The 23,338-nt window shown below is 54.2% G+C and carries 33 protein-coding genes and 1 other RNA gene; 20 read left to right on the top strand and 14 right to left on the bottom strand.

Going from position 1 to position 23,338, the window contains the following annotated elements:
* The first annotated feature begins 7 nt into the window (after positions 1-7).
* The 3 genes from recR to ssrA all read left to right on the top strand — a co-directional run bounded on the left by recR (position 8) and on the right by ssrA (position 1,609).
* Positions 8-607 carry a recombination mediator RecR gene (recR, locus tag ACKXF7_RS13045; protein ID WP_423741534.1) on the top strand — a complete coding sequence of 200 codons (600 nt, stop codon included), beginning with the start codon at positions 8-10 and terminating at the stop codon, positions 605-607.
* Between the two features lie 98 nt (positions 608-705).
* A complete protein-coding gene (gene smpB, locus ACKXF7_RS13040; RefSeq protein ID WP_005941729.1) occupies positions 706-1,188 on the top strand; it encodes an SsrA-binding protein SmpB in 483 nt (160 codons plus the stop codon).
* A gap of 70 nt (positions 1,189-1,258) precedes the next feature.
* Positions 1,259-1,609: a transfer-messenger RNA gene (gene ssrA, locus ACKXF7_RS13035) on the top strand.
* Positions 1,610-1,654: 45 nt separating this feature from the next.
* Here ssrA and ACKXF7_RS13030 read toward each other — a convergent pair.
* From ACKXF7_RS13030 to ACKXF7_RS12980, 11 genes are all read right to left on the bottom strand, one after another.
* Positions 1,655-2,608 carry a sigma-70 family RNA polymerase sigma factor gene (locus ACKXF7_RS13030; RefSeq protein ID WP_423741533.1) on the bottom strand — a complete coding sequence of 318 codons (954 nt, stop codon included), beginning with the start codon at positions 2,606-2,608 and terminating at the stop codon, positions 1,655-1,657.
* Positions 2,609-2,631: 23 nt separating this feature from the next.
* The gene (locus tag ACKXF7_RS13025) at positions 2,632-3,012 is read right to left on the bottom strand and encodes a hypothetical protein (protein WP_348583631.1); all 381 of its coding nucleotides are present in this window, start codon (positions 3,010-3,012) and stop codon (positions 2,632-2,634) included.
* Complete coding sequence (locus ACKXF7_RS13020) at positions 2,999-3,232, bottom strand: hypothetical protein (protein ID WP_348583630.1); 234 nt, start codon at positions 3,230-3,232, stop codon at positions 2,999-3,001. Before ACKXF7_RS13020 ends, ACKXF7_RS13025 begins: the two co-directional genes overlap by 14 nt.
* Positions 3,233-3,297: 65 nt before the next feature.
* Positions 3,298-4,134, bottom strand: a complete 837-nt coding sequence (locus ACKXF7_RS13015; RefSeq protein WP_423741532.1) for a hypothetical protein — start codon at positions 4,132-4,134, stop codon at positions 3,298-3,300.
* Between the two features lie 8 nt (positions 4,135-4,142).
* A complete protein-coding gene (locus tag ACKXF7_RS13010) occupies positions 4,143-4,853 on the bottom strand; it encodes a hypothetical protein (protein ID WP_348583628.1) in 711 nt (236 codons plus the stop codon).
* 157 nt (positions 4,854-5,010) lie between these two features.
* Positions 5,011-5,193 (bottom strand): hypothetical protein, encoded by a 183-nt coding sequence (locus ACKXF7_RS13005; protein ID WP_348583627.1) that lies wholly within the window; start codon positions 5,191-5,193, stop codon positions 5,011-5,013.
* The gene (locus ACKXF7_RS13000) at positions 5,190-5,393 is read right to left on the bottom strand and encodes a hypothetical protein (protein ID WP_348583626.1); all 204 of its coding nucleotides are present in this window, start codon (positions 5,391-5,393) and stop codon (positions 5,190-5,192) included. The genes ACKXF7_RS13005 and ACKXF7_RS13000 overlap by 4 nt, the downstream gene beginning before the upstream one ends.
* 230 nt (positions 5,394-5,623) lie before the next feature.
* The gene (locus ACKXF7_RS12995) at positions 5,624-6,220 is read right to left on the bottom strand and encodes a hypothetical protein (RefSeq protein WP_348583625.1); all 597 of its coding nucleotides are present in this window, start codon (positions 6,218-6,220) and stop codon (positions 5,624-5,626) included.
* Between the two features lies 1 nt (position 6,221).
* The gene (locus tag ACKXF7_RS12990; protein ID WP_348583624.1) at positions 6,222-6,908 is read right to left on the bottom strand and encodes a DUF6291 domain-containing protein; all 687 of its coding nucleotides are present in this window, start codon (positions 6,906-6,908) and stop codon (positions 6,222-6,224) included.
* Positions 6,905-7,135 carry a DUF739 family protein gene (locus ACKXF7_RS12985; protein ID WP_348583623.1) on the bottom strand — a complete coding sequence of 77 codons (231 nt, stop codon included), beginning with the start codon at positions 7,133-7,135 and terminating at the stop codon, positions 6,905-6,907. Before ACKXF7_RS12985 ends, ACKXF7_RS12990 begins: the two co-directional genes overlap by 4 nt.
* Position 7,136: 1 nt before the next feature.
* A complete protein-coding gene (locus tag ACKXF7_RS12980) occupies positions 7,137-7,337 on the bottom strand; it encodes a helix-turn-helix domain-containing protein (RefSeq protein WP_348583622.1) in 201 nt (66 codons plus the stop codon).
* 139 nt (positions 7,338-7,476) lie between these two features.
* Here ACKXF7_RS12980 and ACKXF7_RS12975 point away from each other — a divergent pair, with 139 nt between their 5' ends.
* The 7 genes from ACKXF7_RS12975 to tnpA all read left to right on the top strand — a co-directional run bounded on the left by ACKXF7_RS12975 (position 7,477) and on the right by tnpA (position 11,506).
* Positions 7,477-7,911, top strand: coding sequence for a helix-turn-helix transcriptional regulator (locus tag ACKXF7_RS12975; RefSeq protein ID WP_348583621.1), 435 nt, complete (start codon positions 7,477-7,479; stop codon positions 7,909-7,911).
* Between the two features lie 48 nt (positions 7,912-7,959).
* A complete protein-coding gene (locus ACKXF7_RS12970; RefSeq protein WP_348583620.1) occupies positions 7,960-8,430 on the top strand; it encodes a hypothetical protein in 471 nt (156 codons plus the stop codon).
* 102 nt (positions 8,431-8,532) lie between these two features.
* Entirely contained in the window at positions 8,533-8,733 is a 201-nt protein-coding gene (locus ACKXF7_RS12965) for a hypothetical protein (protein ID WP_348583619.1), read from the top strand.
* Between the two features lie 203 nt (positions 8,734-8,936).
* Complete coding sequence (locus ACKXF7_RS12960) at positions 8,937-9,221, top strand: nucleotidyltransferase domain-containing protein (RefSeq protein WP_348583618.1); 285 nt, start codon at positions 8,937-8,939, stop codon at positions 9,219-9,221.
* On the top strand, positions 9,205-9,594 hold the full coding sequence (locus tag ACKXF7_RS12955) for a nucleotidyltransferase substrate binding protein (RefSeq protein ID WP_348583617.1): 390 nt from the start codon (positions 9,205-9,207) through the stop codon (positions 9,592-9,594). The genes ACKXF7_RS12960 and ACKXF7_RS12955 overlap by 17 nt, the downstream gene beginning before the upstream one ends.
* Positions 9,587-10,660, top strand: coding sequence for a tyrosine-type recombinase/integrase (locus ACKXF7_RS12950; protein ID WP_423741531.1), 1,074 nt, complete (start codon positions 9,587-9,589; stop codon positions 10,658-10,660). The genes ACKXF7_RS12955 and ACKXF7_RS12950 overlap by 8 nt, the downstream gene beginning before the upstream one ends.
* 339 nt (positions 10,661-10,999) lie before the next feature.
* Positions 11,000-11,506, top strand: coding sequence for an IS200/IS605 family transposase (tnpA, locus tag ACKXF7_RS12945; protein WP_117948336.1), 507 nt, complete (start codon positions 11,000-11,002; stop codon positions 11,504-11,506).
* Positions 11,507-11,674: 168 nt separating this feature from the next.
* Here tnpA and ACKXF7_RS12940 read toward each other — a convergent pair whose 3' ends face one another.
* Complete coding sequence (locus tag ACKXF7_RS12940) at positions 11,675-12,118, bottom strand: hypothetical protein (protein WP_423741530.1); 444 nt, start codon at positions 12,116-12,118, stop codon at positions 11,675-11,677.
* A 17-nt stretch (positions 12,119-12,135) separates the two neighbouring features.
* Entirely contained in the window at positions 12,136-13,257 is a 1,122-nt protein-coding gene (locus ACKXF7_RS12935; RefSeq protein WP_423741529.1) for a cysteine desulfurase family protein, read from the bottom strand.
* Between the two features lie 392 nt (positions 13,258-13,649).
* Here ACKXF7_RS12935 and ACKXF7_RS12930 point away from each other — a divergent pair, with 392 nt between their 5' ends.
* The 6 genes from ACKXF7_RS12930 to ACKXF7_RS12905 all read left to right on the top strand — a co-directional run bounded on the left by ACKXF7_RS12930 (position 13,650) and on the right by ACKXF7_RS12905 (position 18,219).
* On the top strand, positions 13,650-15,011 hold the full coding sequence (locus ACKXF7_RS12930) for a uracil-xanthine permease family protein (protein WP_418266261.1): 1,362 nt from the start codon (positions 13,650-13,652) through the stop codon (positions 15,009-15,011).
* Positions 15,012-15,266: 255 nt separating this feature from the next.
* Positions 15,267-15,818 carry an NADH peroxidase gene (locus tag ACKXF7_RS12925; RefSeq protein ID WP_005926148.1) on the top strand — a complete coding sequence of 184 codons (552 nt, stop codon included), beginning with the start codon at positions 15,267-15,269 and terminating at the stop codon, positions 15,816-15,818.
* A 156-nt stretch (positions 15,819-15,974) separates the two neighbouring features.
* The gene (locus ACKXF7_RS12920) at positions 15,975-16,745 is read left to right on the top strand and encodes a heparan-alpha-glucosaminide N-acetyltransferase (protein WP_423741528.1); all 771 of its coding nucleotides are present in this window, start codon (positions 15,975-15,977) and stop codon (positions 16,743-16,745) included.
* 152 nt (positions 16,746-16,897) lie between these two features.
* On the top strand, positions 16,898-17,314 hold the full coding sequence (locus ACKXF7_RS12915) for a flavodoxin (RefSeq protein WP_005940293.1): 417 nt from the start codon (positions 16,898-16,900) through the stop codon (positions 17,312-17,314).
* A gap of 331 nt (positions 17,315-17,645) precedes the next feature.
* Positions 17,646-18,002 carry a nitrous oxide-stimulated promoter family protein gene (locus ACKXF7_RS12910; protein WP_423741527.1) on the top strand — a complete coding sequence of 119 codons (357 nt, stop codon included), beginning with the start codon at positions 17,646-17,648 and terminating at the stop codon, positions 18,000-18,002.
* A gap of 58 nt (positions 18,003-18,060) precedes the next feature.
* Positions 18,061-18,219 carry a DUF1540 domain-containing protein gene (locus ACKXF7_RS12905; RefSeq protein ID WP_249238587.1) on the top strand — a complete coding sequence of 53 codons (159 nt, stop codon included), beginning with the start codon at positions 18,061-18,063 and terminating at the stop codon, positions 18,217-18,219.
* A 67-nt stretch (positions 18,220-18,286) separates the two neighbouring features.
* Here ACKXF7_RS12905 and ACKXF7_RS12900 read toward each other — a convergent pair whose 3' ends face one another.
* Positions 18,287-18,901: an HAD family hydrolase gene (locus ACKXF7_RS12900; RefSeq protein WP_423741526.1), complete on the bottom strand. Its 615-nt coding sequence runs from the start codon at positions 18,899-18,901 to the stop codon at positions 18,287-18,289.
* A 130-nt stretch (positions 18,902-19,031) separates the two neighbouring features.
* Between ACKXF7_RS12900 and ACKXF7_RS12895 the strand changes: the two genes are divergently transcribed.
* The 4 genes from ACKXF7_RS12895 (at position 19,032) to tsf (ending at position 23,302) form a co-directional block, all read left to right on the top strand.
* The gene (locus tag ACKXF7_RS12895) at positions 19,032-19,331 is read left to right on the top strand and encodes a PRC-barrel domain-containing protein (protein ID WP_423741525.1); all 300 of its coding nucleotides are present in this window, start codon (positions 19,032-19,034) and stop codon (positions 19,329-19,331) included.
* Positions 19,332-19,467: 136 nt separating this feature from the next.
* Positions 19,468-21,405, top strand: a complete 1,938-nt coding sequence (locus ACKXF7_RS12890) for an LTA synthase family protein (RefSeq protein WP_423741524.1) — start codon at positions 19,468-19,470, stop codon at positions 21,403-21,405.
* 202 nt (positions 21,406-21,607) lie between these two features.
* Positions 21,608-22,330, top strand: a complete 723-nt coding sequence (gene rpsB / locus ACKXF7_RS12885; protein WP_022257112.1) for a 30S ribosomal protein S2 — start codon at positions 21,608-21,610, stop codon at positions 22,328-22,330.
* A gap of 48 nt (positions 22,331-22,378) precedes the next feature.
* The gene (tsf, locus tag ACKXF7_RS12880; protein WP_423741523.1) at positions 22,379-23,302 is read left to right on the top strand and encodes a translation elongation factor Ts; all 924 of its coding nucleotides are present in this window, start codon (positions 22,379-22,381) and stop codon (positions 23,300-23,302) included.
* Positions 23,303-23,338 lie beyond the last annotated feature (36 nt).

Below are 23,338 nucleotides of genomic sequence, written 5' to 3'. Positions count from 1 at the left end.
GAAGAACATGGGCTATACTGCAGCCCCGCTGGAAAAGTTGATCGAAGAGTTCAGCAAATTTCCGGGCATCGGGCGCAAGGGTGCTACCCGTATGGCATATCAGGTACTGAGCATGTCGGATGAAGACGCTGCAGCTCTGGCAGGTGCGATCCAGGGTGCTCACACCAAGCTTCATCGCTGCCGCATCTGCCAGAACTATACGGAGGCAGAGCTTTGCCCCATCTGCGCCAGCGCCAAGCGGGATCCCTCTGTCATCTGTGTGGTGGAAACGCCCCGCGATGTTCAGGCATTTGAGCGCACCCGGGAATACCATGGCCTGTACCATGTGCTGCACGGCCTGCTCAGCCCGATGGACGGCATTACCGCAGAGCAGCTGTGCGTCAAGGAGCTTCTGGCCCGCTTGGGGGATGGCAAGGTGAAAGAGGTCATCATGGCCATGAACCCGACGGTAGAAGGAGAGGCTACTGCCATGTATCTGGCAAAGCTCATCAAACCGCTGGGCATCAAAACCACCCGTCTGGCCTACGGTCTGCCGGTAGGTGCAAGTCTGGAGTACACAGACGAGACCACCTTGTACCGTGCACTTTCTGGCCGTGGCGAGCTGTAATTTGGAAATAATTTACAGTTTCTTCAAAAACAGCTCTTGCAAAACCGTGAAAAAATGGTATACTGATACAACAGAAACGGAGAAAGGAGGCGCGCAGCATGGCACCCACCAAAGAGCGTCCGGCGACCAAAACCATCGCCACAAACCGTGAAGCGCGCCACGAGTATTTTGTTCTGGAAGCGCTGGAAACAGGTGTGGAGCTGAAGGGCACAGAGGTGAAAAGCCTGCGTGCCGGAGGCGTTAACCTGAAAGACAGCTGGGTCGATATTGAAGACGGTGAGCTGCTGGTGAAGGGAATGCATATCAGCCCCTACGACCACGGAAACATGTTCAATCAGGACCCCATGCGTGTCCGGCGTCTGCTGGCACACAAAAGTGAGATCCGGCGGCTGCACCAGCAGTGCAAGCTGCAGGGCTACACCCTTGTGCCGCTCTCGCTTTATTTCAAGCATGGCCGCGTAAAAATGGAAGTGGGCCTTTGCAAAGGCAAAAAGCTCTACGATAAGCGTGCAGACGCCGCACAGCGCGACGCAAAGCGTTCCATTGACCGTGCCATGAAGTCCAACGGCAAGTATTATTGATCCTTTCAGACCGCTTCCTGAAGCGGAACTTTTCCAAAGCTTTCTGCACACCGCAGGGTGTGCTTTATAAGGGGGCGTAAAGGTTTCGACGGGGAGAGCGAGGTCTGGGCAGCGGGTAGCAGTGGGGGAACTGCTCTATAACTCCTCCAAAAAAATTAACTGACAATAACAATTCTCAGTTGCTCGCAGCCTGAGTGCTGCGCGTTCCGCCCACTCTTGTGTCGTGTGGGGTCGGGGCGTCCTTTAGACACAGCACCTGAACGGACCTAAGCTTTGCGGACCGGCAGGAACTCATGAAGCTACCAATGCGCTAGCCTGACGATCGGCGTGGCGCGGCGGGAATGTTGTAGATCGCCTGCACCCGGAGATACCTGCACTGAACTCTTTTCGGACATGGGTTCGACTCCCATCGCCTCCACCAGTAAAAAGCACCTAGATTCGCTAAAATCTAGGTGTTTTTCTTTGCTTATACCACACTATTTACCACGTTTTTGAATGCGTCTTTGTATAAAGAGGTGCTTTCGATTGCTTCACGGTGTTCAGGGGCGAGCTGTATCATGCGTTCAAGAAAGGCTCTTCGTTCTTCCAACTCGCGTTCCATTTTCGGCATTTGCTCTTCCAGATATTCCACGGTGCGTTCCTGAACGCTGCCATGACTTTTCCATGCACAAAAGCCGGTTCCATTCCATGCGCGTTCTGAAATGATCTCGTCATGCCAGCGGAGAAGGGTTCTGTTTTTTGATAAGGTGTAAAGTGCCGCGCGTTCGCTGGTGTGTACGGCACTGCTGCTGATTCCATCTTCGCGAGCGATGTCAGCAAGCGGTGTTTCGGCGAAATAGTGACGACGGATAATATCAGCTTGTCTACGGGGGAGCGTGTCGATTGCTTTTTCTAAGTCGTTGTGTAGCTTCTCGGTATAGTTATTGTCTTCGACGTTTTGGAATGCCTGAGAGGCTGCGGGGTCTTCGATGAGATTGCTTCTAACTGTGGTATTTTCATCGTCGATGTCCAGATGTACATCAAGACTTGTGCAACTGTTCAGAAGATTTGCAGATTTTCTTACCCGTTTGCCCTCTTCTGTGATCTCGATGCAGCTATGTTCTCCCAGCACAGCGCGGTTTATCTGAGACTGCACATAGTAGCTTAGAAGAGTTGTAAAGGAACCTTTTTCCGAGTCGTAGGCTTTGGCGGCAGCCTGAACAGCGAAGAACGCTTCTTGATCGAAATCTTCCATTGTTAGTCCGGCTGAATCGGCAACGGATTTGTTTTTGTTGTACCATTGCCAAAACAGACTATGGAGTAGACTTTTGTTGATCTCCCAGAGTTGGCCTAGTGCGAAGCTGTTACCAGATGCAGCGAGAGCGGCAAGAGCTGCGTTTGTGGATTGCTGATCAGTGTGATTTGTGCGTGGTTCATCCATTGTGATACTCCCCTTTTTGTGGTTCAGATGAGATTGTGGTTCGTCACTGGTTCTTCGGCCTTCTCTGAGGGCTTTTGCGGCGGAGAAGGGAAAGAATCACCTTCCCGGAGCAGTGCGGCCCGTTCGGGAGAAACCGGCACACCTCCCAGAGCGATACTTTCAAAGAGGGCGGATTCTTTCGGACTGCAAAAACCTTCAGACAGTTCAACCGAAAGAACCCTGTGCTTTTCATGAACCAGAAGCTCAACAAGCTTGCTCAATGCCTCGATGAATCGCGGGGCTGTTTTCACAGTGCTGCCATCGTCCAGATGAAGAAGGAAGCGGGAAAACGGAGCACCCTTGACAGCTTCCCGTTGGGCTATCAGCGCTAGGATACGTTTTTGGATAGCGTCAATTCGTTTCATTTCCTGTACCTTCCAGCTCGTTCAATTTGGCTTCCAGTTCCGTCAAGCGCCGTTCCTGTTCATCGGCGCGGATGGAGCTTAACACGGCATTTCCGGCGTATATGATGGTGTTTGCCTGTTGTGGGGCAATCTCGCCATTCAAGACCATGTTGGAAACGCGGGTCATGGCTCTGCGCACCTCGCCCGGATTGGTCATTTTCAGGTGTTTCTTTGCGGTCATGGGTTCGGTTCGCCTCCTGTCAAAAAGGGCGCACAGGTTGCCCCATGCGCCCGGATGATGCTTTATCAGGTGGTAGCCTGATAGTAAATTGCCTTTGCCTTGTTCTGAAGCACGAAAGCGTCATACACCACGCGGCCCTCCACCAGACTGCCAGAAATGCCCGGCGGGTCGGAGTGGATGCGGTAATCCTTCAGCTTCAGCGGGGCCACGGTTGCGCAGGGGTGGCACAGCATAAATCCAAACTTAGAGGGCAGGCGGCTGGCGGGCACCTTCTGCACCGCTGCGCCGTCCAAATTGGATACCACACCACGCAAGCGCATATCCTCGCCCACCTCGGTATCAAGGACGATTTCCTTGCACTTCTTCATGATACGGTAAATCTCCGGGGTGACGACCAGCACGCGGCCAGTTTCGGGCACGCCTGCTTCATCCATCAGGGCACCGGCCTTGCAGATCTCATCATAGATGTTTTCTGCAGTCAGCTCCACGGCTGCGGGCTTGGTGCCTGCGTTGGTGCACATAACACCGTAGGTGTACGCGTCCACTTCGGGGATAACCACCTCGCGGTTCTGGCGGGCCAGAGCGGTTGCACCGGAAAGCTGCTGCTGCGTTTCGTCCTCGTCCAGCTTATCAATGACAAAGGTGAAAGAGCGGTCTTTCTCGATGGTCAGCGGGTAGGTGGTGGCGTTGAGCTGTTCCACCTCACCAAAGCGGCTGCCGGTGGCGGGATCGCCATTGCGGGCATAGTCGTTCATCTTGCCGGTGCTGACCTTGTACACGCGCACAGTTGCAGCGCCGTCCCATTTGAAATCCTGATTGGTTACAAGGCTGCGTTTGCTCTCAGCGGTAAACTGTTCGTCTACCTTGGGCAGAAATTTAGTAGTCAAATCTACGGTTGCCATAATTCAAATCATCCTTTCGGTTTGAATGCGTCCGCGATCGCGTCATGAAAGCCAGAGGAAAGCGGGGCACCGGGAGCCGATGCGGAAAAACGTGCCATGCCGCCGTCCGGCAGAATGGCGCTGGGATCACTCTCTTTGAAAGCCTTGACATAATCATCAAAGCCCAGAATCTCGCCGTCCTTCATAGCAAAATTCTGGGCCTTGGCATCTGTCAGAAATGCCTTGCGGGCGCTCTCGCTGGAAAACTTCAGTCCTGCGGCCTGCTGTGCAAGGGCGTTATCAAGCTCCATGTGCTCAAGGCGCTGGGCGGCGCTCTGCTCTGCCTGTGTGGCCTGTTCGGCTTCCTGCTGGGCTTTCAGATCTGCCGCTGCCGTCTCGTGCAGCTTGTCCAACAGCACGGTGAACCTCTCCGGGTCGGACGTGTCCAGCAGGTCAAGGAAAGCTGTGTCATAGCCTTTGGCCTTGCAATGATCTTCACAGGCTGCGCGGCTCTCTTTCTGCTGCATGGCCTGTTCACGCTGCTGCACGGCGGCTTCCCGCTCATCCAGAGCGGTTGCACGCTCGTCCTGTTCGGCTGCGCCTGCTTTTACTCTATTCAATCGTTCGCGGACGATGTTGTTTACTTCTTCTTGGGTGAACACCTTGCCAGTGCTGCCGTTTCCCTCCGGCTGAGTGGTGGTTTCCTGCTGGTTGGTGTTCACAGTGGTGGTTTCGGTCATGGTTGCGTCCTTTCCCGGCTATACCTGAGCCGTACAGTGAAATAAAAAAGCACAGAGAACCGCTCGAAGCGTTTTCCCTGTGCCTTATGGCCTCCGGACTTTCTCCGGCGGTACTCTATGCCTTATGCTCCATTATAGAACGTCTGAGGGGGGATTGTCAACGGTTTTCTTTGGTGTGATGCGGCTTTTTCGGATTTGTAACGGTCAAAAACGCGGCAGAAACACCGGTGTTGTTAATGTTTTCGTGTGCTCTAGCGGTGGGGTGCATCCGCCTCAGAGCGTCCAGCGTGGCCACTGCTGTGGCGTTTTCTTCCGTCGTGAAAGTGATCTTGATTTTCATTTGCCGATCTCCTGCGCGGCTTTCTGCGCCGCTTGCTGGTAGCTCATTCCGGTGGGCGCGAAGACGGCCACTTTTTGAGAGTCTACGAACCCAAAACCACCACACTGGGAAAACGCATTGCTGCGGGTCACATAATACTTGCGGCTAGCGATGCAGAACAGGTGAATGGGGCGATTTGCGAATTTCAGAGTAGTCAACATGATAGAATCCTCCTTACATCAGGCCATTTTTCCAACAGGCCACAGCGCCGATTAGGCACCACAGCAGAAGCGGGGCGATACACTGAAAATGATACAAAGTCATTGCGAAAATCCTCCGTTTTTGATAAACTAGAGGCGGTATATCGGCTCTGATAATCGAAATACCGCCTATTTGCCGCCCTCGCTGCTGGAACAGTGAGAGCGGCTTTCTTTACGCGGTCATGTAGGGGTCAGGAGGTCTTGCTTCCCGGTCTGATCTGGGCGGCGGGTGCGATGTTCTGCTTCAGCTGAGGAACCGCTTCAGGCTGCCGAAACTCCTGCAATGAAGCATTTGCCAGCATCTTGTTGAATCCGGGACGAATGAACTTGTTCAGTTCGCTTTTGGTGTTGTGGTTTACCAGATTGCACAGCTCACGGGGCGAACCTGCCCAGCGCTGAACCACAGCGGGCAGACTCTCGAAAATCTGCTGTGCGGCTTCCAAACGCTCGCTCTTGTCTTCTCCGGCATAGCCGCCGTTTGCATGAACTTCATAGCAGTCGGAAATCCGGTGAGCAGCGCTCAGAGCTTCGCTCCACATGGCTGCATCAGAGGGAAGGCGCTTGCGCAGAATATCCCGGATAGCGTCCTGCCAGTCGGCGAGAAACTGCTTCTGATAACGGCACTTGCCCAGTGCTACATAAAACGCGGCTTCCGCAATCTCGTCCGGCACAGTGCCCAGATTGGCCGTGTAGGCTTTCAGCTGAGCCGTTGCAGTTTCGTCGGAAAGGTGCTGCTCGAAGTAGTCCATGCGGGTCTGCATCAGTTCTTTCAGTTTTTCAATGGTCATTTCAGATACCTCCGTTCATGTTTTTCAGATTGTTCAGAATGCGGGTCAACTGGTCGCTGGAGCTTTCCTCCAGCGGTGGCGTGGTGGTCGGCTTGTCCTTATCTAGTGGATAGAACTTCAGCCAGCCTTGCCGGGTGGCCTGTTTGACGATTTCCACCCATTCGCACGGCTGAAACTCGTCATCCAATTGCTGGCACAGGCTGCGCCGCATGGTGTCAGTTAAGGTCTTGCGCTTTTCCCTGCGCATTTGGTCATAGGCCCGAAGGGCTTGCAACAGCTCGCTGTCACCGTTGGAAAAGTCGGCGAAGATATCGAAGGTCGGAAGAGCAGAAGCGCTCGCCGCGTCAGCGGAAATCTCCCTATCCTTATCCTCTTCCACCTCCATTTCCTTATCCTTATCCATGTCCATATCCGGTTTTTCGTTTTCAGAAAGAGGGGTTTCCGATTTTTGCAAAGGGGGCTTTTTAGGTCTTCCACCTTTTTCGCCGCTCTCCTGATATTTTCGGCTCTTGTCGAGGTTGGGTTTGACTAAAAGCCAGAGGGGTTGAAGCGACTTTTTGAGAGAAACTTCTTCGCCGTTTATTCCATACTGAGCGATTGCGAAGAGAAAATCTCCTCGATCTTTGACGCTGAGTGTGCGGGTTGCCTCAAGATAGGACTCGAAGAACTTGAAACTTTTTGCCATCATGCACCCCGCTTTCTTGGCTCTTCATCAAAGAAAAATGCCCCGATTTGGTCGCGGGGAATGTCCAGCACTTCGGCTACACGGGAGATCTCCCATGTGGTGAATGGCTGCTTGCCTTGCATCCGGGCGCAGAGCGTGGAAGAAGCCATACCGGCCGCTTTTGCTACTTCGGATTGCTTCATGTCGCATTCGACAAAACGGACACGAAGCCGTTTGAATGGTCTATACACATTATTCCTCCTGTTCGATGATATCGGTCACATCCACGCCCAGTGCACGGGCAATTTTGCCCACAGTGGCGGGCATGACATCTTTGCCTTTGTTGATGCTCACTGTGGTCTGTGCTGACACAACCGCGTTGTCGCGGAGATCGCGCTGATTCCAGCATTTGCGAGCAAGGGCAAGGGTTAGCTTGCTTTTGGATATCTTCATGACTATCACCTCCAAATAGACCAAATGTGGTCTACCATGAATTATAACAGATAAGTATTGGTCTGTCAACTGCGAGAAATAGATTCTTTTTGGTCTGGACTTTTTGTACGTTAGCTGATATAGTAAAAGGGGTGATTTTATGACAATAGGTGAACTTCTGAAAAAAGCTCGTCTTGATGCAGGAATGACGCAAAAAGAGCTTGCTGAAAAATGTGGAATGGCGGATTCTGCGATTAGAAAATATGAATCAGGAAAAGTTATTCCTAAAATTGAAACAAGAAAAAGAATTGCAACGGCATTAAACATCACCACAGGCGATCTTATGTTGCCGCTTGAATTGATGTCAGAAAACTTTTCAAATTCGCTTAATAAAGCAGTAGAAATGATTAAGGACAACGCGGAAAAAGATAATAAACTTCTTGCGGTTTATCACTCTATGAATGATCGGGGACAAGAAAAGGCGTTTGGAGTTATTGAGGATTTAGCGAAGATACCAGAATATCAACAGCGCCCCACAGCGACCGTCCAGAGTGTTCTAGATAACGCGGCTGATAAAGACTCGGACAAAAAATAAAAGCGCTCACAGCCGCTTATATGCAGGCCTGAGCGCATGGTGAAAGCTATGGAATACACGAAAGAACAGATACAGCAGCGCTGGAAAGAGAGCGTAAAGCGGCAAGATGCGCTTGAAGCTGAATACAGGAAGGCACATGGCCTTACTCTGAGCGTGTCTGTTTCCACACCTGAGATTATAGCCGAAGAAGTTGAGCAAAACCGTTTGTTTCACGAATATAAGGAAGCATATCGTAGGGATGAAAAAGAGTATAAAGAATGCTGTCGAAGCATGACCGCCAAAATGGATGCAGATGAAATAAAACAGGCACTTGAAGAGAATCAGAGACTTCATTCGGAGAGTGTTCGCCGTCGGGACGCGTTTGTAATTGAATATAAACACACCCACTATATTCCAAGTCGTTGTAGAATCGTAACGCCGGAGATTATAGAGGAAGAAGAGTTTCAGCGGCGGCTATTTATTGAATCTTATGAACTTTACAGCAGACTGAAAGAACAGTCTGAAGCGCAGAACTTATGACGATGGAAGAATCGAAGCAATGGGAGATTGAGAGCTATGGTGACTATGTCGAAAGATGGTATATAAATCCGTTACCGTGAGAAAAGAATGGAGTGAAATTCTATGAGTAGTTGGCTTACACCGGAACGTATTGCCGAAATGCAGAAATGGCTTCTTGAACATCCGATTGACCACGAATACGACGAGATGTGCGATATGTTGGACAGCCCTGCGCCTCCGGCCCAGCTTGCCTCTCGTGCTGCGTATAGTGTGCTGAAAGAAATTGGCAAACTCCCATTCGACAGTGAAACGTTATGCCCATAACCTAACGTTTTGTTATGTTATGGTTGTAGGTGCGGTGATTCACCATAGGGAGGGGGAACGAGTTCGTTACGTACGTCGCCATGTCCAGTGTTATAATGTGGTTGATGCTGGGGCGACCACCGAGAGGGTTCTGCTCATTTTTGAGCAAAACTGAAAAATTCGTTCCTTCGATGAAACTGCGTTGCCTAAAAGGAGACAGTATAATGGAAGAACTTTATAGCCGGATTGCCGCGCTGGCAAAGCGGTACGGCGCAAAGCGGCTTGTGTTGTTTGGCTCCCGTGCCAGAGGGGATAACCGATACAACAGCGATATTGATCTAGCGGTGTATGGAATGCCAGAGAATAACCGGTCGGAGTTCTGGCTGGAATGCGAAGAACTGCCCACGCTGCTGAAATTTGATATCGTGCATATCAAAGACGGGATGAACCCGGTATTTTTGGAAAATATAAAAAAGGACGGTGTAGAACTTTATGCTGCAAAAAGTTGAACATTATATCAGCGCTCTGGCCCAGCTGGAACAGGCGGTAGCCATTTACCAGAAGAGCCAACAGGATGCGCTTTATCGGGACGGCCTGATCCAGCGCTTTGAATTTACCGTAGAGCTGGCGTGGAAGTCCATCAAGGAATACTTGGAAGATCAGGGAAGCACCATTCCGTTTTCCTCTCCCCGCGCGATTTTGAAAGAAGCCTTTGCGGCTGGCATGATCGTGGATGCAAAGGGCTGGAACGATGTTCTTACAGCCCGAAATATAACCTCTCACGTCTATGATGAAAAGACCGCCATTGGAGTGGCAGACCAGATTTGCAACGAGTTCTTGCCGCCGTTGCAGGCACTGAGGGCATTCTACCGCGATGAGTAAACGAACCAATACGGCCGTTTGGCAAGAGAAGTTCAGTCGGTGGCGGGTGGCGGTGCAGAAGGACGGCCAGCGCCGGTATTTTTACAGCAGCACTCCGGGCCGGACCGGCCAGCGGGAAGCAAACCGAAAGGCCGATGCGTGGTTAGAAGACGGTATCGGCGTGAAGGTGGGCAGGGTAGAGGATGTGTACAAGCTCTGGTTCGACGGTCTGAAACAGACCACCAGCGCGGGCAACTATGAGCCGATCGAGAGCCGGTGGCGGGTCTGGGTGCTGCCAGCAATCGGGAAGAAGCGGGTGAACGCCCTGACGGATGCAGATTTACAAGCTATCGTCAACAAGGCCCACGCGGCGGGGCGAAGCCGGAAAACGCTGCAACTGCTGGCCGGTGATCTCCGCGCCTTCTGCAAATACTGCCGAAAAGCAAAGCTGTCCACCTTCCTGCCGGAAGATGTGCAGATACCAGCGGGCGCGCGCCTGAAGGGCAAGAAGGTCTTGCAGCCGGACGATCTTGTGAAGCTCTTCAGCACGGACACAACGCTTTACAGGGGCAAGCGGGTGCACGATGATTATATCCAAGCATACCGCTTTGAGGTCTTGACGGGGCTGCGGCCGGGTGAGCTGCTGGGGCTGCGCTGGGCGGATATCAAAGGCGACACGGTGAACCTCTCTCGCTCCATCAACGTGAAGGGTCGGGAGACGCGCGGGAAGAACGAAAACGCGGTGCGGGCCTTCGTCCTGTCCGACGTGGCGCGGGCCGTTCTGGAAGCTCAGAGGGCCATCACAGGGCATTGTGAAAGCGTGTTTTGTCTGGAAACCGAACGCCGGTATTATAAGCGCTGGAAAGTGTTCTGCACTGCCAACGATCTGCAGCCGGTCAGTCTGTACGAATTGCGGCACAGCTTTGTTTCCGCAATCAAGACGCTGCCCGCTGGTGAGGTCAAGGCGCTTGTAGGTCACTCCGAAGACATGGACACATTCGGCCAGTACAGCCACGCTCTGACGGGTGAGGATGTGCAGACCGCGCAGGCCGTCAATGCGGTATTTATGAAGCTGCTGCACGGCTGAAAAATACCACAGTTTTTACCACACTTCCCGATTTTAGGGAACTGGGTGCGGTTCTATGTGCAGAATTTAAGCCCATAGCAACGCCACATTTTCAGACTGAAAATTGCGATTTTTTCACGATAGAACGGCGGGAATTGGTTCGACTCCCATCGCCTCCACCACTAAAAAGAGCGTTGATTCGTTAAGAATTAACGCTCTTTTTTCATATAGAAAACCACAAGCTATGCTTGTGGAAGAAAAGAGCCGTAGCGTTGAAACGGTAGAAAAAGAACCTCCTTTTGCTATAATTAGAAGCGGGTAACGCCAACCGCATACTAAAGCAAAAGGAGGTTCATCCATATGGACGAGAAAAGTTTATCACATACGAGCTGGAATTGCAAATATCACATAGTGCTAGTACCGAAATATCGCAGGAAAGTGATATACGGAAAGCTAAGAAAAGATATTGGAAAAATACTAAGGACACTATGCGATTACAAGCATGTAGAGATAATAGAAGCACACGCGATGCCAGACCATATCCATATGCTTGTGTCGATACCGCCCAAACTTGCCGTAGCAGATTTCATGGGGTATCTCAAAGGGAAGAGTACGCTCATGATATTCGAGCGACATGCAAACCTAAAATACAAATACGGAAGGAGAGTGTTCTGGGCGAAAGGATATTACGTAAATACAGTAGGTGGAAATGAAGCCAAAATCCGCAAATACATTCAGGAACAAGAGTTCAACGATCAGATGTGCGACCAGTTGAGCTTCAAGGAATACGAAGATCCATTCAAGAATGTAGCTGACTTCGATGACGACGATTCGCCAGAAGTGCCTACAGATAGTATGAGAAAGTAAAAGCGACGTCAGTGTGCGGTTGACGTCGCTCATTGTGCGCCTTTAGGCGCGGCTGGTATTATGGCCCCTATGGGGCCGTTCTGCAAACCCCGCGTTTTCACGCGGGGTTATGATTTTGCTCACGCAAGAGGTCACGCACTCATAAATAAAAAAAGAAAAAATTGCATTCTATTTGCGAGATTCTGGATTCAAAATCTTAAACAGGACACCGTTGACAGCTTGCGCGGTATCTTCGGCATCGGAACCAAATGCGTGACCGTATACGCCAAAGGTGTCCATGTCTTTGCTATGGCCAACAAGTTGTTTGAGCTCACCTTCTGGAAGACGTTTCATCATGGAAACGAAGGTGTGCCGCAGCTCATAGGGAGTGCACGGATTGATGCCATTGGAGTTGCAATAGAGTGCCCAGCGATGCCGGTAGGTGCTTTCTGATTTGATGCAAAACACGCTTTCAAAGTCACCGGTAAGCTCGCGCTGGGCGTTGAGGATTGCCTTTGCTGTATCGGTCAGAGCAAAAGAACGAACGGCGTTTTCATTTTTTCCGTGCGTTTCCTCTTTGTAAATATTGATGCTGCGTTCGATCAGCTGATAGGGCTCTAAAGTCTTTTTCATGGGTCGCCTCATATATCTCACTGGGTCAGAGTGGTGTAACAGGCATCGAAGGCCTGCATAAAATCGTCGAGTTCCTGTTCGGTGGTCAGGTGGCTCAGGCTGATGCGCCACGAGGACAGTGCGTTGCGCCGGTCATGGCTCACGGCAAACACGGCGCGGGAGGGCAGGCCGTCCGAAGAGCAGGCTGATTTGACCGAGACGCAGACGCCTCTGGCATCCAGCTCCCGCTGGAACACGGTGCCCTTTACGTTCTGCACGCTCAGGTTCAGGATCTGCGGCACAGCGCCTTCCGGGCTGTTGATGCGCACCTTGGGGTATTTTGCAAGGACGGTGCGCAGGCAGGCGTTCAGGGCGCGGATGTGCTCCACCCGGGCGGGCAGCTCGGTGACGGCCTTATCCAGCGCCAGCGCCAGCGAACAGGCCAGCGCCACGGTGGGGGTGCCGCTGCGGTAAATGGTGGTGCTCTCGCCGCCATGGATGAGCGGCTCCAACGCAAGGCCGCGCCGCTTGACCAGCACACCAATGCCGTTCAGCCCGTAGAACTTGTGGGCAGTCAGGCTCATGGTGTCGATGCCTTCAAAGCTGACCGGAAGCTTTCCGATGGCCTGCGTGGCATCCACATGGAAATGGCAGTGGGGATAGGCCTTTAAGATCTCTGCGATTTCAGCCACCGGCTGCACCACGCCCAGCTCGCTGTCCACGGCAGTGACGGCCACCAGAATGGTGTCCGGGCGCAGCAGTTCTTTCAGGTGGGCAAGGTCCACCGTGCCGTCCTGCCGGATGTCCAAAAGATCGATCTCATAGCCCTGCTCCTGCAAGGCGGTCAGGCTGCCGCTCACCGAGGAATGCTCCAGCGGCGTGGAAATAATGTGTTTGCCATGGTGGCGCTCCAGCCGGGCGATGCTCTTGATGGCAAAGTTGTTGGCTTCACTGGCACCGGATGTATAGATGATCTCGGCGGGCTGCACATTCAGACTGCGGGCAATGCTCTGGGTGGCGGTGTCGATGGCAGCCTTTGCGGCAGTGCCTGCTGCATGGCGGGAATTTGCATTGCCCGGGCAATTGCGCTCTACTTCGCAAAAGCGCTGCAAAACCGCTTCGTCTACCGGGGTATTGGCGGAATAATCCAGATAGATCATAAACTCTCCTGATAATTCTCTTATAATACAGATTACAATGGTAGGTTATATTATAGTGCGATTTGGGTTGGATTGCAAGAGAGCAGGCGTGATCTTCCGGGCTGGAAATACAGGAGAATTGTGCAAAATGGTTGCACACGGGCCAAAAGTCTGCTATAATCTCTTGAGGGACTGCCCGCTGCGGCCTTTTGCGGGGCTTGGGCGGCGGTTTGGAAAGAGCCTGAATGAAAGGGGGAGCGCACCATGCTGCACAAGAATCATCGACTGCGCTGTATTGCACTTCTCATTTCCGGGCGGAATCATTGTTCCCAAATTTCAAGGGCATTGCCGTTTTGCTGACGGCGGTGCCTCTTTTTTTGGGCTGCGAGTTCTGTAGGAGGCAGAAAAACTTCATGAGTGAAAAGATCGATTACTCCAAAGGCGTTTACGACGCGCGCCAGCTGGGCGCAGGCCGTATGTTCATTCTGGGCGTGCAGCACATGTTTGCCATGTTCGGTGCAACGGTGCTGGTGCCGCTGCTCACCGGCCTGAGCGTTTCCACCACCCTGCTGTGCGCAGGTCTGGGCACCCTGCTGTTCCACCTCATCACCAAAAAGAAGGTGCCTGCTTTTCTGGGCTCTTCCTTTGCGTATCTGGGCGGCTTCTCCATCGTGGCCCCCATGCTGGCTGATGCGGACGGCAACCTGACCGTGGCCAATACCAAGATGCTGCCTTATGCCTGTGCAGCCATCGCATTCTCCGGTTTGGTGTATCTGGCAGCCAGCGTGCTGATCTCCACCTTCGGCATCCGCCGCATCATGAAATTCTTCCCGCCGGTGGTCACTGGCCCCATTATCATTTCCATCGGCCTGATCCTGGCCCCCTCTGCTATCAACAACTGCCAGTCCAACTGGATTCTGGCCTTTGTGGCGCTGGGTACCGTCATTGCATGCAATATCTGGGGCAAGGGCATGGTCAAGATCCTGCCCATCCTCATCGGTGTGCTGGTGTCCTATGCAGTGGCACTGGTGACCGGCGCAGTGGACTTCCAGCGCATTTCTGAGGCTGCATGGGTGGGCATCCCTCTGCACAAGGAGGCCATGGGCCTGTTTGCCATCGACGGCAGCCCGGAGTTCATCAGCGCACTGTTCACCATCATCCCCATTGCACTGGCAACCATGATGGAGCATGTGGGCGATATCGCCGCCATCAGCGCTACTGTTGGCCACAACTATATCAACGACCCCGGCCTGAACCGTACCCTGCTGGGTGACGGTCTGGCAACCACCATGGCCGGCCTGCTGGGCGGCCCGGCCAACACCACCTACGGCGAGAACACCGGCGTGCTGGCTCTGAGCAAGATCTACGATCCGCTGGTCATCCGCATTGCTGCCGTGCTGGCAATCATTCTGAGCTTCAGCCCCAAGTTTGAGGCTGTCATCAACACCATCCCCACCGGCATCATCGGCGGTATCAGCTTTGTGTTGTACGGCATGATCTCCGCCATCGGTGTGCGCAATGTGGTGGAGAATCGCGTGGACTTTACCAACAGCCGCAACCTGATCGTGGCCGCTGTCATTCTGGTGTGCGCTCTGGGCTTCAACTCTGTGGGCGGCGTCAGCTTTGCCGTTGCAGGCGTCACCATCAACCTGTCCGGTCTGGCTGTGGCCGCGATCGCCGGCATCCTGCTGAACGCTATCCTGCCCGGCAACGACTACGAGTTTGATGCTGCCGACGGCTCCGAAGCCGCTACCAGCAGCAACCTGCAGGTGTGATCGGATCTGACTGAAATACAGCAGTTCTTTCTGGGCACGCTTTCCCGGTTCCGCTTTGGCGGGGCCGGGGAGGGCGTGCCCTTTTTGGGGTGTGGACGGGTTTATTTTTAAAAAGTAGGAATAATTCTTAAAATTATCCTTGACTAACTAGGAATCATTCGCTATAATAGAGCCATGAGAAGGGCCGGTGAGTACCAACACCCGCACTTCAAAAACCAGTGAATGATAAAAAGAAAATGATGGAGGTCAATTCTTATGAAGAAATATGTTTGCACCGTCTGTGGTTATATTGCTGAGGGCGAGATCCCCGCTCAGTGCCCCGTCTGCAAGGCTCCTGCTTCCGCTTTTGTGGAAAAGACCGGCAACACCTATGTGACCGAGCATGTTGTGGGCATCGGCAAGGCTGAGGGCGTGCCTCAGGAGATCGTGGATGGCCTGCGCGCAAACTTTGAGGGTGAGTGCAGCGAGGTCGGCATGTATCTGGCAATGGCTCGTGTGGCTGAGCGCGAGGGCTACCCCGAGATCGCTGAGGCTTACAAGCGCTATGCCTACGAGGAAGCAGACCACGCATCCCGCTTTGCAGAGCTGCTGGGCGAAGTTGTCACCGACAGCACCAAGAAGAACCTGATGATGCGTGCCGAGGCTGAGTGCGGCGCATGTGCAGGCAAGATGGATCTGGCCAAGAAGGCAAAGGCCCTGAATCTGGATGCCATCCACGACACCGTTCACGAGATGGCAAAGGACGAGGCCCGTCACGGCCGCGGCTTTGAGGGCCTGCTGAAGCGCTACTTCAACACCGAAGTCTGATAAGGTTTCCCCAGTTATTCATTTGACCGCTGCATGGCTTTGCCGCTGTGCAGCGGTTTTTTTGTTCAACCTACGGAACGGTTCCGTTGACAGGCACAGCGGCGGCGGGTTATAATTATCTCATGTCAAATGAACTGCGAAAGGGGAGACGGGGGAATGAAAAACGGACACACCACCCGGGAAAAGGCCCCGGCGGGCCGCTACGCCCTGCTGGACGAGCTGCGCGGGCTGGATCTGATCAGCATGATGCTGTTCCATGTCTGCTGGGATCTGGTGTTTCTGTTTGACATGAATATGGGGTGGTATGCCGGTACGCCGGGCCGTTTGTGGCAGCAGGCCATCTGCTGGGTGTTCATTCTGCTGTCCGGCTTCTGTGCGCCCTTTGGGCGGCACATGCTGCGGCGCGGTGTTACCGTGTTTGCCGCCGGAGCGCTGGTAACGGCGGTGACGCTGGTGTTCATGCCGGGAGGCCGGGTCATTTTTGGCGTGCTGACCTTTCTGGGTACGGCCATGCTGCTGACCGGTGTGCTGGAACCGCTGCTGAAAAAAGTGATGCCCGCTGTGGGCCTTGCGGTGTCGGCGGTGCTGTTTGCGGTGTGCTACCCGGTCGGCTTGGGCTGGGTGGGCCTTGGCGGTTGGAAGCTGATGCTGCCGCAGAGCCTGTATGCCAACTACTTTACTGCATTTTTTGGCTTTTACCCGGATTGGTTCTACTCCGCCGATTACTTTGGCCTGCTGCCGTGGCTGTTTTTGTTCTGGGCGGGGTACTACTTGCACAAGGCGGTGGGCCGCAGACGCATGGAACCGCTGCGCCGCCCGGTGTGCCCGGTGCTGGGCTGGATGGGCCGGCACTCGCTTTTGCTGTATCTGCTGCATCAGCCGGTGATCTATGGCGTACTTTCGGCCGCGGCAGTTCTTTTTGCATAAAAGGCTTGACACAGCCGGGAAGCTGTGGTATTCTATCGGTGGTTAGAAGATACTAACCAAATGGGGATGCGCCTGCGTGGTCAGACGCATTTTCGTGGAAAATGAAGTTAGATATATCTAACTAATATTGATTTGAGAGAGGTCGATCTTTTATGAGCAAAGTAGCAGTCGTATTCTGGAGCGCAACCGGCAACACCGAGACCATGGCAAACTGCGTGGCAGAGGGTGCAAACGGCACCATCGTGCCCTGCAGCGAAATGAACGCCGCAAAGCTGGCTGAGTTTGATGCAGTTGCTTTTGGCTGCCCTGCAATGGGTGCTGAGCAGCTGGAGGAGAGCGAGTTTGAGCCCATGTTCTCTGATCTGGAGGGCTCGCTGAACGGCAAGAAGATCGCCCTGTTCGGCTCCTACGGCTGGGGCGACGGCCAGTGGATGCGCGATTGGGTGGAGCGTGCTCAGGGCGACGGCGCACAGGTGCTGAACGGTGAGGGCCTGATCTGCAACGAGGCTCCGGACGATGATGTTCAGGCTGCATGCCGCAAGCTGGGCGCTGATCTGGCTGCATGGTAAGCCGGAGAAGCTTCTCTTGACAAACAGAGACTGCTGCGATAAACTATGAGAGCACCGCAAAACGGTGTTTTTGCAGAACAGAAAGTTAGCAAACACTAACTTTTGCGCAAAAACAGCAGCCTCTGTACAGGATGCATCAAAACTGCGGCAGGGGACGGCAGACGGAAAGGTCTGTGCTCCTGCCGCTTTGATTTCAGAAGGCGGTGTATATGGCAGTGGCTGCAGCAATTGGTGTTACAGTAGGCTTTGCACTTCTGCGCAGTGTGGTGCGCCGCGCTGCGATCCGGTCGGGCCGCTGTAAAAAGGAATAAAACTACAGGAGGCCCGCCCCATGCAGGATACCCCAAAGGATCTGGACAAAAAACGCACAGACGAAAAGCTGCTGGTCAGCGAGATGATCGCTCTTTACTGCCGCAGGCAGCACAAAACACCCAAAGGAACCCTGTGCCCGGAGTGCAGGCAGCTGCACGATTATGCCCTGATGCGCATTGATAAGTGCCCATTTATGGAGACCAAGACCTTCTGCTCAGCCTGCAGGGTGCACTGCTACCAGCCCGCCATGCGGGAGAAGATCCGCACGGTGATGCGCTGGGCAGGCCCCCGGATGCTGCCGGTGCACCCGGTGCTGTCCATCCGGCATGTGGCAGTCACATTCAGGTCTAAGCGCGAAGAAAAAAAGGCTGGATGATATTTCCAGTATAAACCCGCTGCCTGCGGGCCATGCTAAGGGCAGTGAGGTGATAAATATGGAAAACATCGGCGTTACCTGTGATGTCTGCGAGTGCAGCCACAATGTGAGCGGCTGCAAGTGCGAGCTGCCCCAGATCAAAGTGACAGAGCAGTGCACCTGCAATACGCAGCAGGTGGAGACCCCGCACTACTGCCAGAACTACGAGAAAAAGTAACCCCAGCGCACAGCAGCCCCCGCCGGATGATCCATCCCGGCGGGGGCTGCTGCTGGTTCTATGGAAATTACCGCAGGGTCACATTGCAGGTGGCAAGACTGCGCACCAGAGTGCCCACATTCTCCTTCATCTGAATGCCGGCAAAGCCCAGCGCAAAGGCGGCCTGCACGTTGGCCAGATTGTCATCGATGAAAACGCACTCGCTGGCCCGGAGGCTGTATTTGTCCAGCAATGCCTGATAGATGCGGGGGTCGGGCTTGTTGATGTGCACCTCACAGGAGGCCACGCCGCCGTCGAAGTGGTCCAGAACGCCCCGCGTCTGGAACAGCTCCAGCACGTCCTGCGGGATGTTGCTCAGGTAATACACGCTGTAGCCATGGTTCTTCAGGCGCTGTACCAGCTCCTGCATCCGGCGGCGCGGACGCAGAATGTGCAGCCAGTCGTCCAGCACGCCCTGCACCTCGAACTCGCGCCCGGCGGCCTTTGCCTTTTTGAGCATGGAGCTGTTGCCGTTAAAGCGGGAGACCAGCCCGGCGTCCAGCTGCTGCCATTCTTCACTGCCAAAGGTCAGGTCGTAGACCTGCTCTTCGATGGCGGCATTGCACAGGCGGTCTACCAGATAGGCTTTGGGGTCAAAATCCACCATGACGCCGCCCAGATCAAAAATGATGCTTTTATACATTTATAATGTCCTCGATTTTCTGATGGAATGCTTTCCCTCAGTATACCACAATCTGCCATGCGGTTTCCACTGCTTTTTGCATGAGCGGCCCGGCGGCCGCATAAGCTGTGGCAGAAAGGGGAGAGCAGCATTGACCATCCGGGAATTGTGTGAAAAGGAAGTGGTGCAGCTGGAGCAGGGCGTCTGCCTTGGCCGGGCCGATGACCTGGCCTTTGACCCCGCCACCGCCCAGCTGCAAAACCTGATTCTGCTGGGCAGGCCCCGGCTGTTCGGGCTGCTGGGTCGGGATGAAAGCCTGACCATTCCATGGCAGGAGATCGAGACCATTGGCGCGGATGCCATACTGGTGCACACGGCCCTGCCGGAAGCACCGCCGCAGCCGGAAAAGCCCGCGTTTTGGCGAAAGCTGCTGGCAAAATGGGGAACATGAGAATTTTTTGTAAAATCGGGGGTAGACTTTTTCGGTAAAGTGACTATAATAATCGCAGGAGCTTTGTGCAAAAAGCGTAGGAAACGTTGCTTTTGCGTTGAATGAAACCATCGGGATGAGGAAAGGAACAGGAACTATGAAAACTCCAAAACCGCTTTTGACGCTGCGGATGGTGTTTCCGCTGGCGGCATCGCTGATCGCGCTGCTGCTGGGCGAATGGATCGCCCGCGGAAGCCTGAGCGCAGATGTATTTGCAGAATTTATCTTTCCGCATATCGGGGCCTACCTGCTGGCATGGCTGCTGCTGTTTCTGGTGTGGCTGCTGCTGGACTGGGTATTCCGCTGCCCGCCGCTGTCCACGCTGGGCATGGCGGTGCTGGGCTGTGCGCCCTGTGCGGTGAACTTCTATACCCTGCAGCTGCGCGGCGAGCCCTTTCTGCCGTGGGATCTGGCACAGGTGTCGGAAGCTGCCGGCGTGGCGTCCGCTGCAGGCCTCAAGATCCAGACCAGCATGGTCGTCACCATCATCGTGGTGCTGGCGCTGACGGTGGGCAGCTTTTTTCTGTTCCGCGGCCGTCACAAACAGCGATGGCTGCCCCGGCTGGCGGGCTCTGCCGCCACGGCTGCAGCCCTCTGCCTGCTGGTGTTCGGCGTGTACTTACAGCCTGTCGTCACCCGGGCCGTCGGCATTGTGCCGGACGCATGGATGCAGGATCGTTACTACCGCTACTATGGCGTGATTACCGGCTTTATGACGAACCTCACCAATCTGGAGATCGATAAGCCGGAGGAATACTCGCAGGAAGCAGTGGATGCTCTGCTGGACAATGTGGACGAGAGCCAGAAGTTCAACACCAGTCCGCTGTATTCCACCAGCTACAGTGCCGTCACGCCCAAGGACGAGCAGGTGAAGGACCCCACCATCATCTATGTGATGGACGAGTCCTATTGGGATGTCTCGGAGCTGGAACAGTACGGCATCACCTTTGATACGGACGTCTCCCAAAACCTGCATGCATTGCAGCAGACCAGCGCCTACGGCCGGGCCTACAGCCCCAGCTTTGGCGGCGGCACCTGCGATGTGGAGTTTGAGGCGTTGACCGGCTATTCGGTGTCCTTCCTGCCCAGCGGCAGCAAGCCCTACCAGCAGCATGTGACCAAGCCCATGTTTGCCATGCCCAATTATCTCAAGAGCCGGGGCTATCAGACCGCTGCCGTGCACTGCTTCTGGGCAAAATACTGGAGCCGCGACAAGGCTTACCCCAATCTTGGCTTTGACGACTTTATCAGCCTTGAGGATATGCATGGCGTGACCAAGGTTCGGAAACACTACTGGACGAGCGGCCTTGTTACCGATGATTCCATGGCAGACCAGATCATCCAGCAGTACGAGAGCATGAAGGCCTCCTCGGATAAGCCGGTGTTCCTGCACGCCGTCACCATGCAGAACCATACCAATTATAATAAGGACAACTATCCGGACGACGAGCGCGTAAAGGTGGTGTCCCATCCCACGGGCCTCAAGCCCAGCACCGTGGGTGCACTGGAGGACTTTGCCACCGGCATTCGGGACGCGGACGCCATGCTGGGCAGGCTGACCGAATACTTCTCTCAGGTGGACGAGCCGGTCATTCTGGTGTTCTGGGGCGACCACTACAACCCCATCGACTCCAACTATGACGTCTATACCGCCACCGGCTATGCCAGCGATTCCAGCGCAGACCCCCGCCTGCACCAGACCACCCTGCTGATGTGGTCCAACTACTCCGACCAGCAGGTAGACCTTGGCACCATTGCCGCTTACGATATCTCGCCGGTGATGATGGATATCTACGGTCTGGAAGAGCCGCTTTACTTCCAGTTCCTGAACCGTCAGCTGCGTGTGGCCAGCCGCACCAACACCCGCGGCACCACCATGAATCTGGACGGCACCACCACGCAGGAGCCCACAGAGTTCCAGCAGCGGTGGTGCGCGGAGCACTGGCTGCTGCAGTACGATCTGATGTTCGGCAAAGGATATGCGCTGGATCGCATGGGCCTTTCGGCCTTCAGCGCACCGCCAAAGGGCAAATAAGAGAAAAATAACGTTTTTCTTTGTAAAAAACAGAGAAAAACACTTGCAACCGCATTCTTTTTGTGGTACTATAACAAAGCATTACACACGCATCACTATGCCCTTTTGTGCTCTTACGAGTGGAGGGCAGTCTGCCGGTACCCGATGTACTGTGCAGATCACGGTGTGCGGAGGCAAAACAATATCTGGAGGTATTTTTATTATGGCAGTCGTTTCTATGAAGCAGCTTCTCGAGGCAGGCGTGCACTTCGGTCACCAGACCCGCCGTTGGAACCCCAAGATGGCTAAGTACATCTTCACCGAGCGCAACGGCATCTATATCATCGATCTGCAGAAGACCGTGAAGAAGCTGGACGAGGCTTACAACTACGTGAAGGAAGTTGCAGCTGAGGGCGGCGACATCCTGTTCGTCGGCACTAAGAAGCAGGCTCAGGAGTCCATCCGTGACGAGGCTCTGCGCTGCGGCATGCACTATGTCAATGCTCGCTGGCTGGGCGGTATGCTGACCAACTTCCGCACCATCCGCAAGCGCATCGACCGTATGGATCAGCTGGCTAAGATGAAGGAGAACGGTACCTTCGAGCTGCTGCCCAAGAAGGAAGTTGCCAAGCTGGAGCTGGAGATGGAGAAGCTGGACAAGTACCTGGGCGGCGTCAAGAACATGAAGACCCTGCCGAAGGCTATGTTCATCGTTGATCCTCACAAGGAGCGCATCGCTGTTGCTGAGGCCCGCAAGCTGAACATCCCCATCGTTGCTATCGTTGATACCAACTGCAACCCCGACGAGATCGATTACGTGATCCCCGGCAACGACGACGCAATCCGTGCTGTCAAGCTGATCGCTGGCGCTATGGCTGACGCTGCGCTGGAAGGCAAGCAGGGCAACCAGGAGGCCGCTCCCGCTGAGGATGCAGCAAACGCCTGATTTCCCATCCCACAAACAACAAAATAACGTGTAAGGGAGAATACGAAAATGGCTATTTCTGCAAAGGACGTTATGGAACTGCGCAAGCAGACCGACTGCGGCATGATGGAGTGCAAGAAGGCTCTGACCGAGGCTGACGGCAACTTCGAGAAGGCAATCGAGATCCTGCGTGAGCGTGGTCTGGCTACCGCTGCCAAGAAGGCAAGCCGCACCGCTGCCGAGGGTATGGTCTACGCTGACTACTGCCCCGAGTGCAAGGTGGGTGTTGTCATCGAGGTCAACGCTGAGACCGACTTCGTTGCCAAGAACGACAAGTTCGTTGCTTTCGTCAAGGAGGCAACTCAGGTCATCATGAAGCAGAACCCTGCTGATGTTGAGGCTCTGATGGCTTGCAAGACCGAGTCCGGCGAGACCGTTGACGAGGCTCTGAAGAACCTGATCCTGGTCATCAAGGAGAACATCAAGGTTCGCCGTTTCGTCCGTTACGAGGGCGTTTGCTCTGCATACGTCCACGGCGGCGGCACCCACGGCATTCTGGTCAATTTCGAGACCACCAACGGCATCGAGGCTAAGGACGAGTTCGTTGCTTACGGCAAGGATATCGCCATGCAGGTCGCAGCTGCAAACCCCGGCTATGTCGATGAGGCATCTGTCCCCGCTGAGGTCGTGGCCAAGGAGAAGGAGATCATGCTGGCTCAGATGGCTGGCGATCCCAAGACCGCTAACAAGCCCGATGCTGTGAAGCAGAAGATGATCGAGGGCAAGATCAAGAAGTTCTTCAAGGAGAACTGCCTGGTCGATCAGGAGTTCGTCAAGGACAGCGACCTGACCGTTGCTCAGTACACCGCTAAGGTCGCTAAGGATCTGGGCGGCGACATCAAGATCGTCAAGTTCACCCGCTTCCAGAAGGGCGAAGGCCTGGAGAAGCGTGCTGACGACTTCGCTGCTGAAGTTGCAAGCATGGTGAAGTAATTTAACCTTTGGGTTGAATCTGGGAGCTGCAGTACC

It is taken from the genome of Faecalibacterium sp. 7 (assembly GCF_049562865.1).
Taxonomy (GTDB): Bacteria; Bacillota; Clostridia; order Oscillospirales; family Ruminococcaceae; genus Faecalibacterium; species Faecalibacterium wellingii.
The sequence above is the reverse complement of the archived record's forward strand: the minus strand, read 5'-3'. Positions and strand labels throughout refer to the sequence as shown.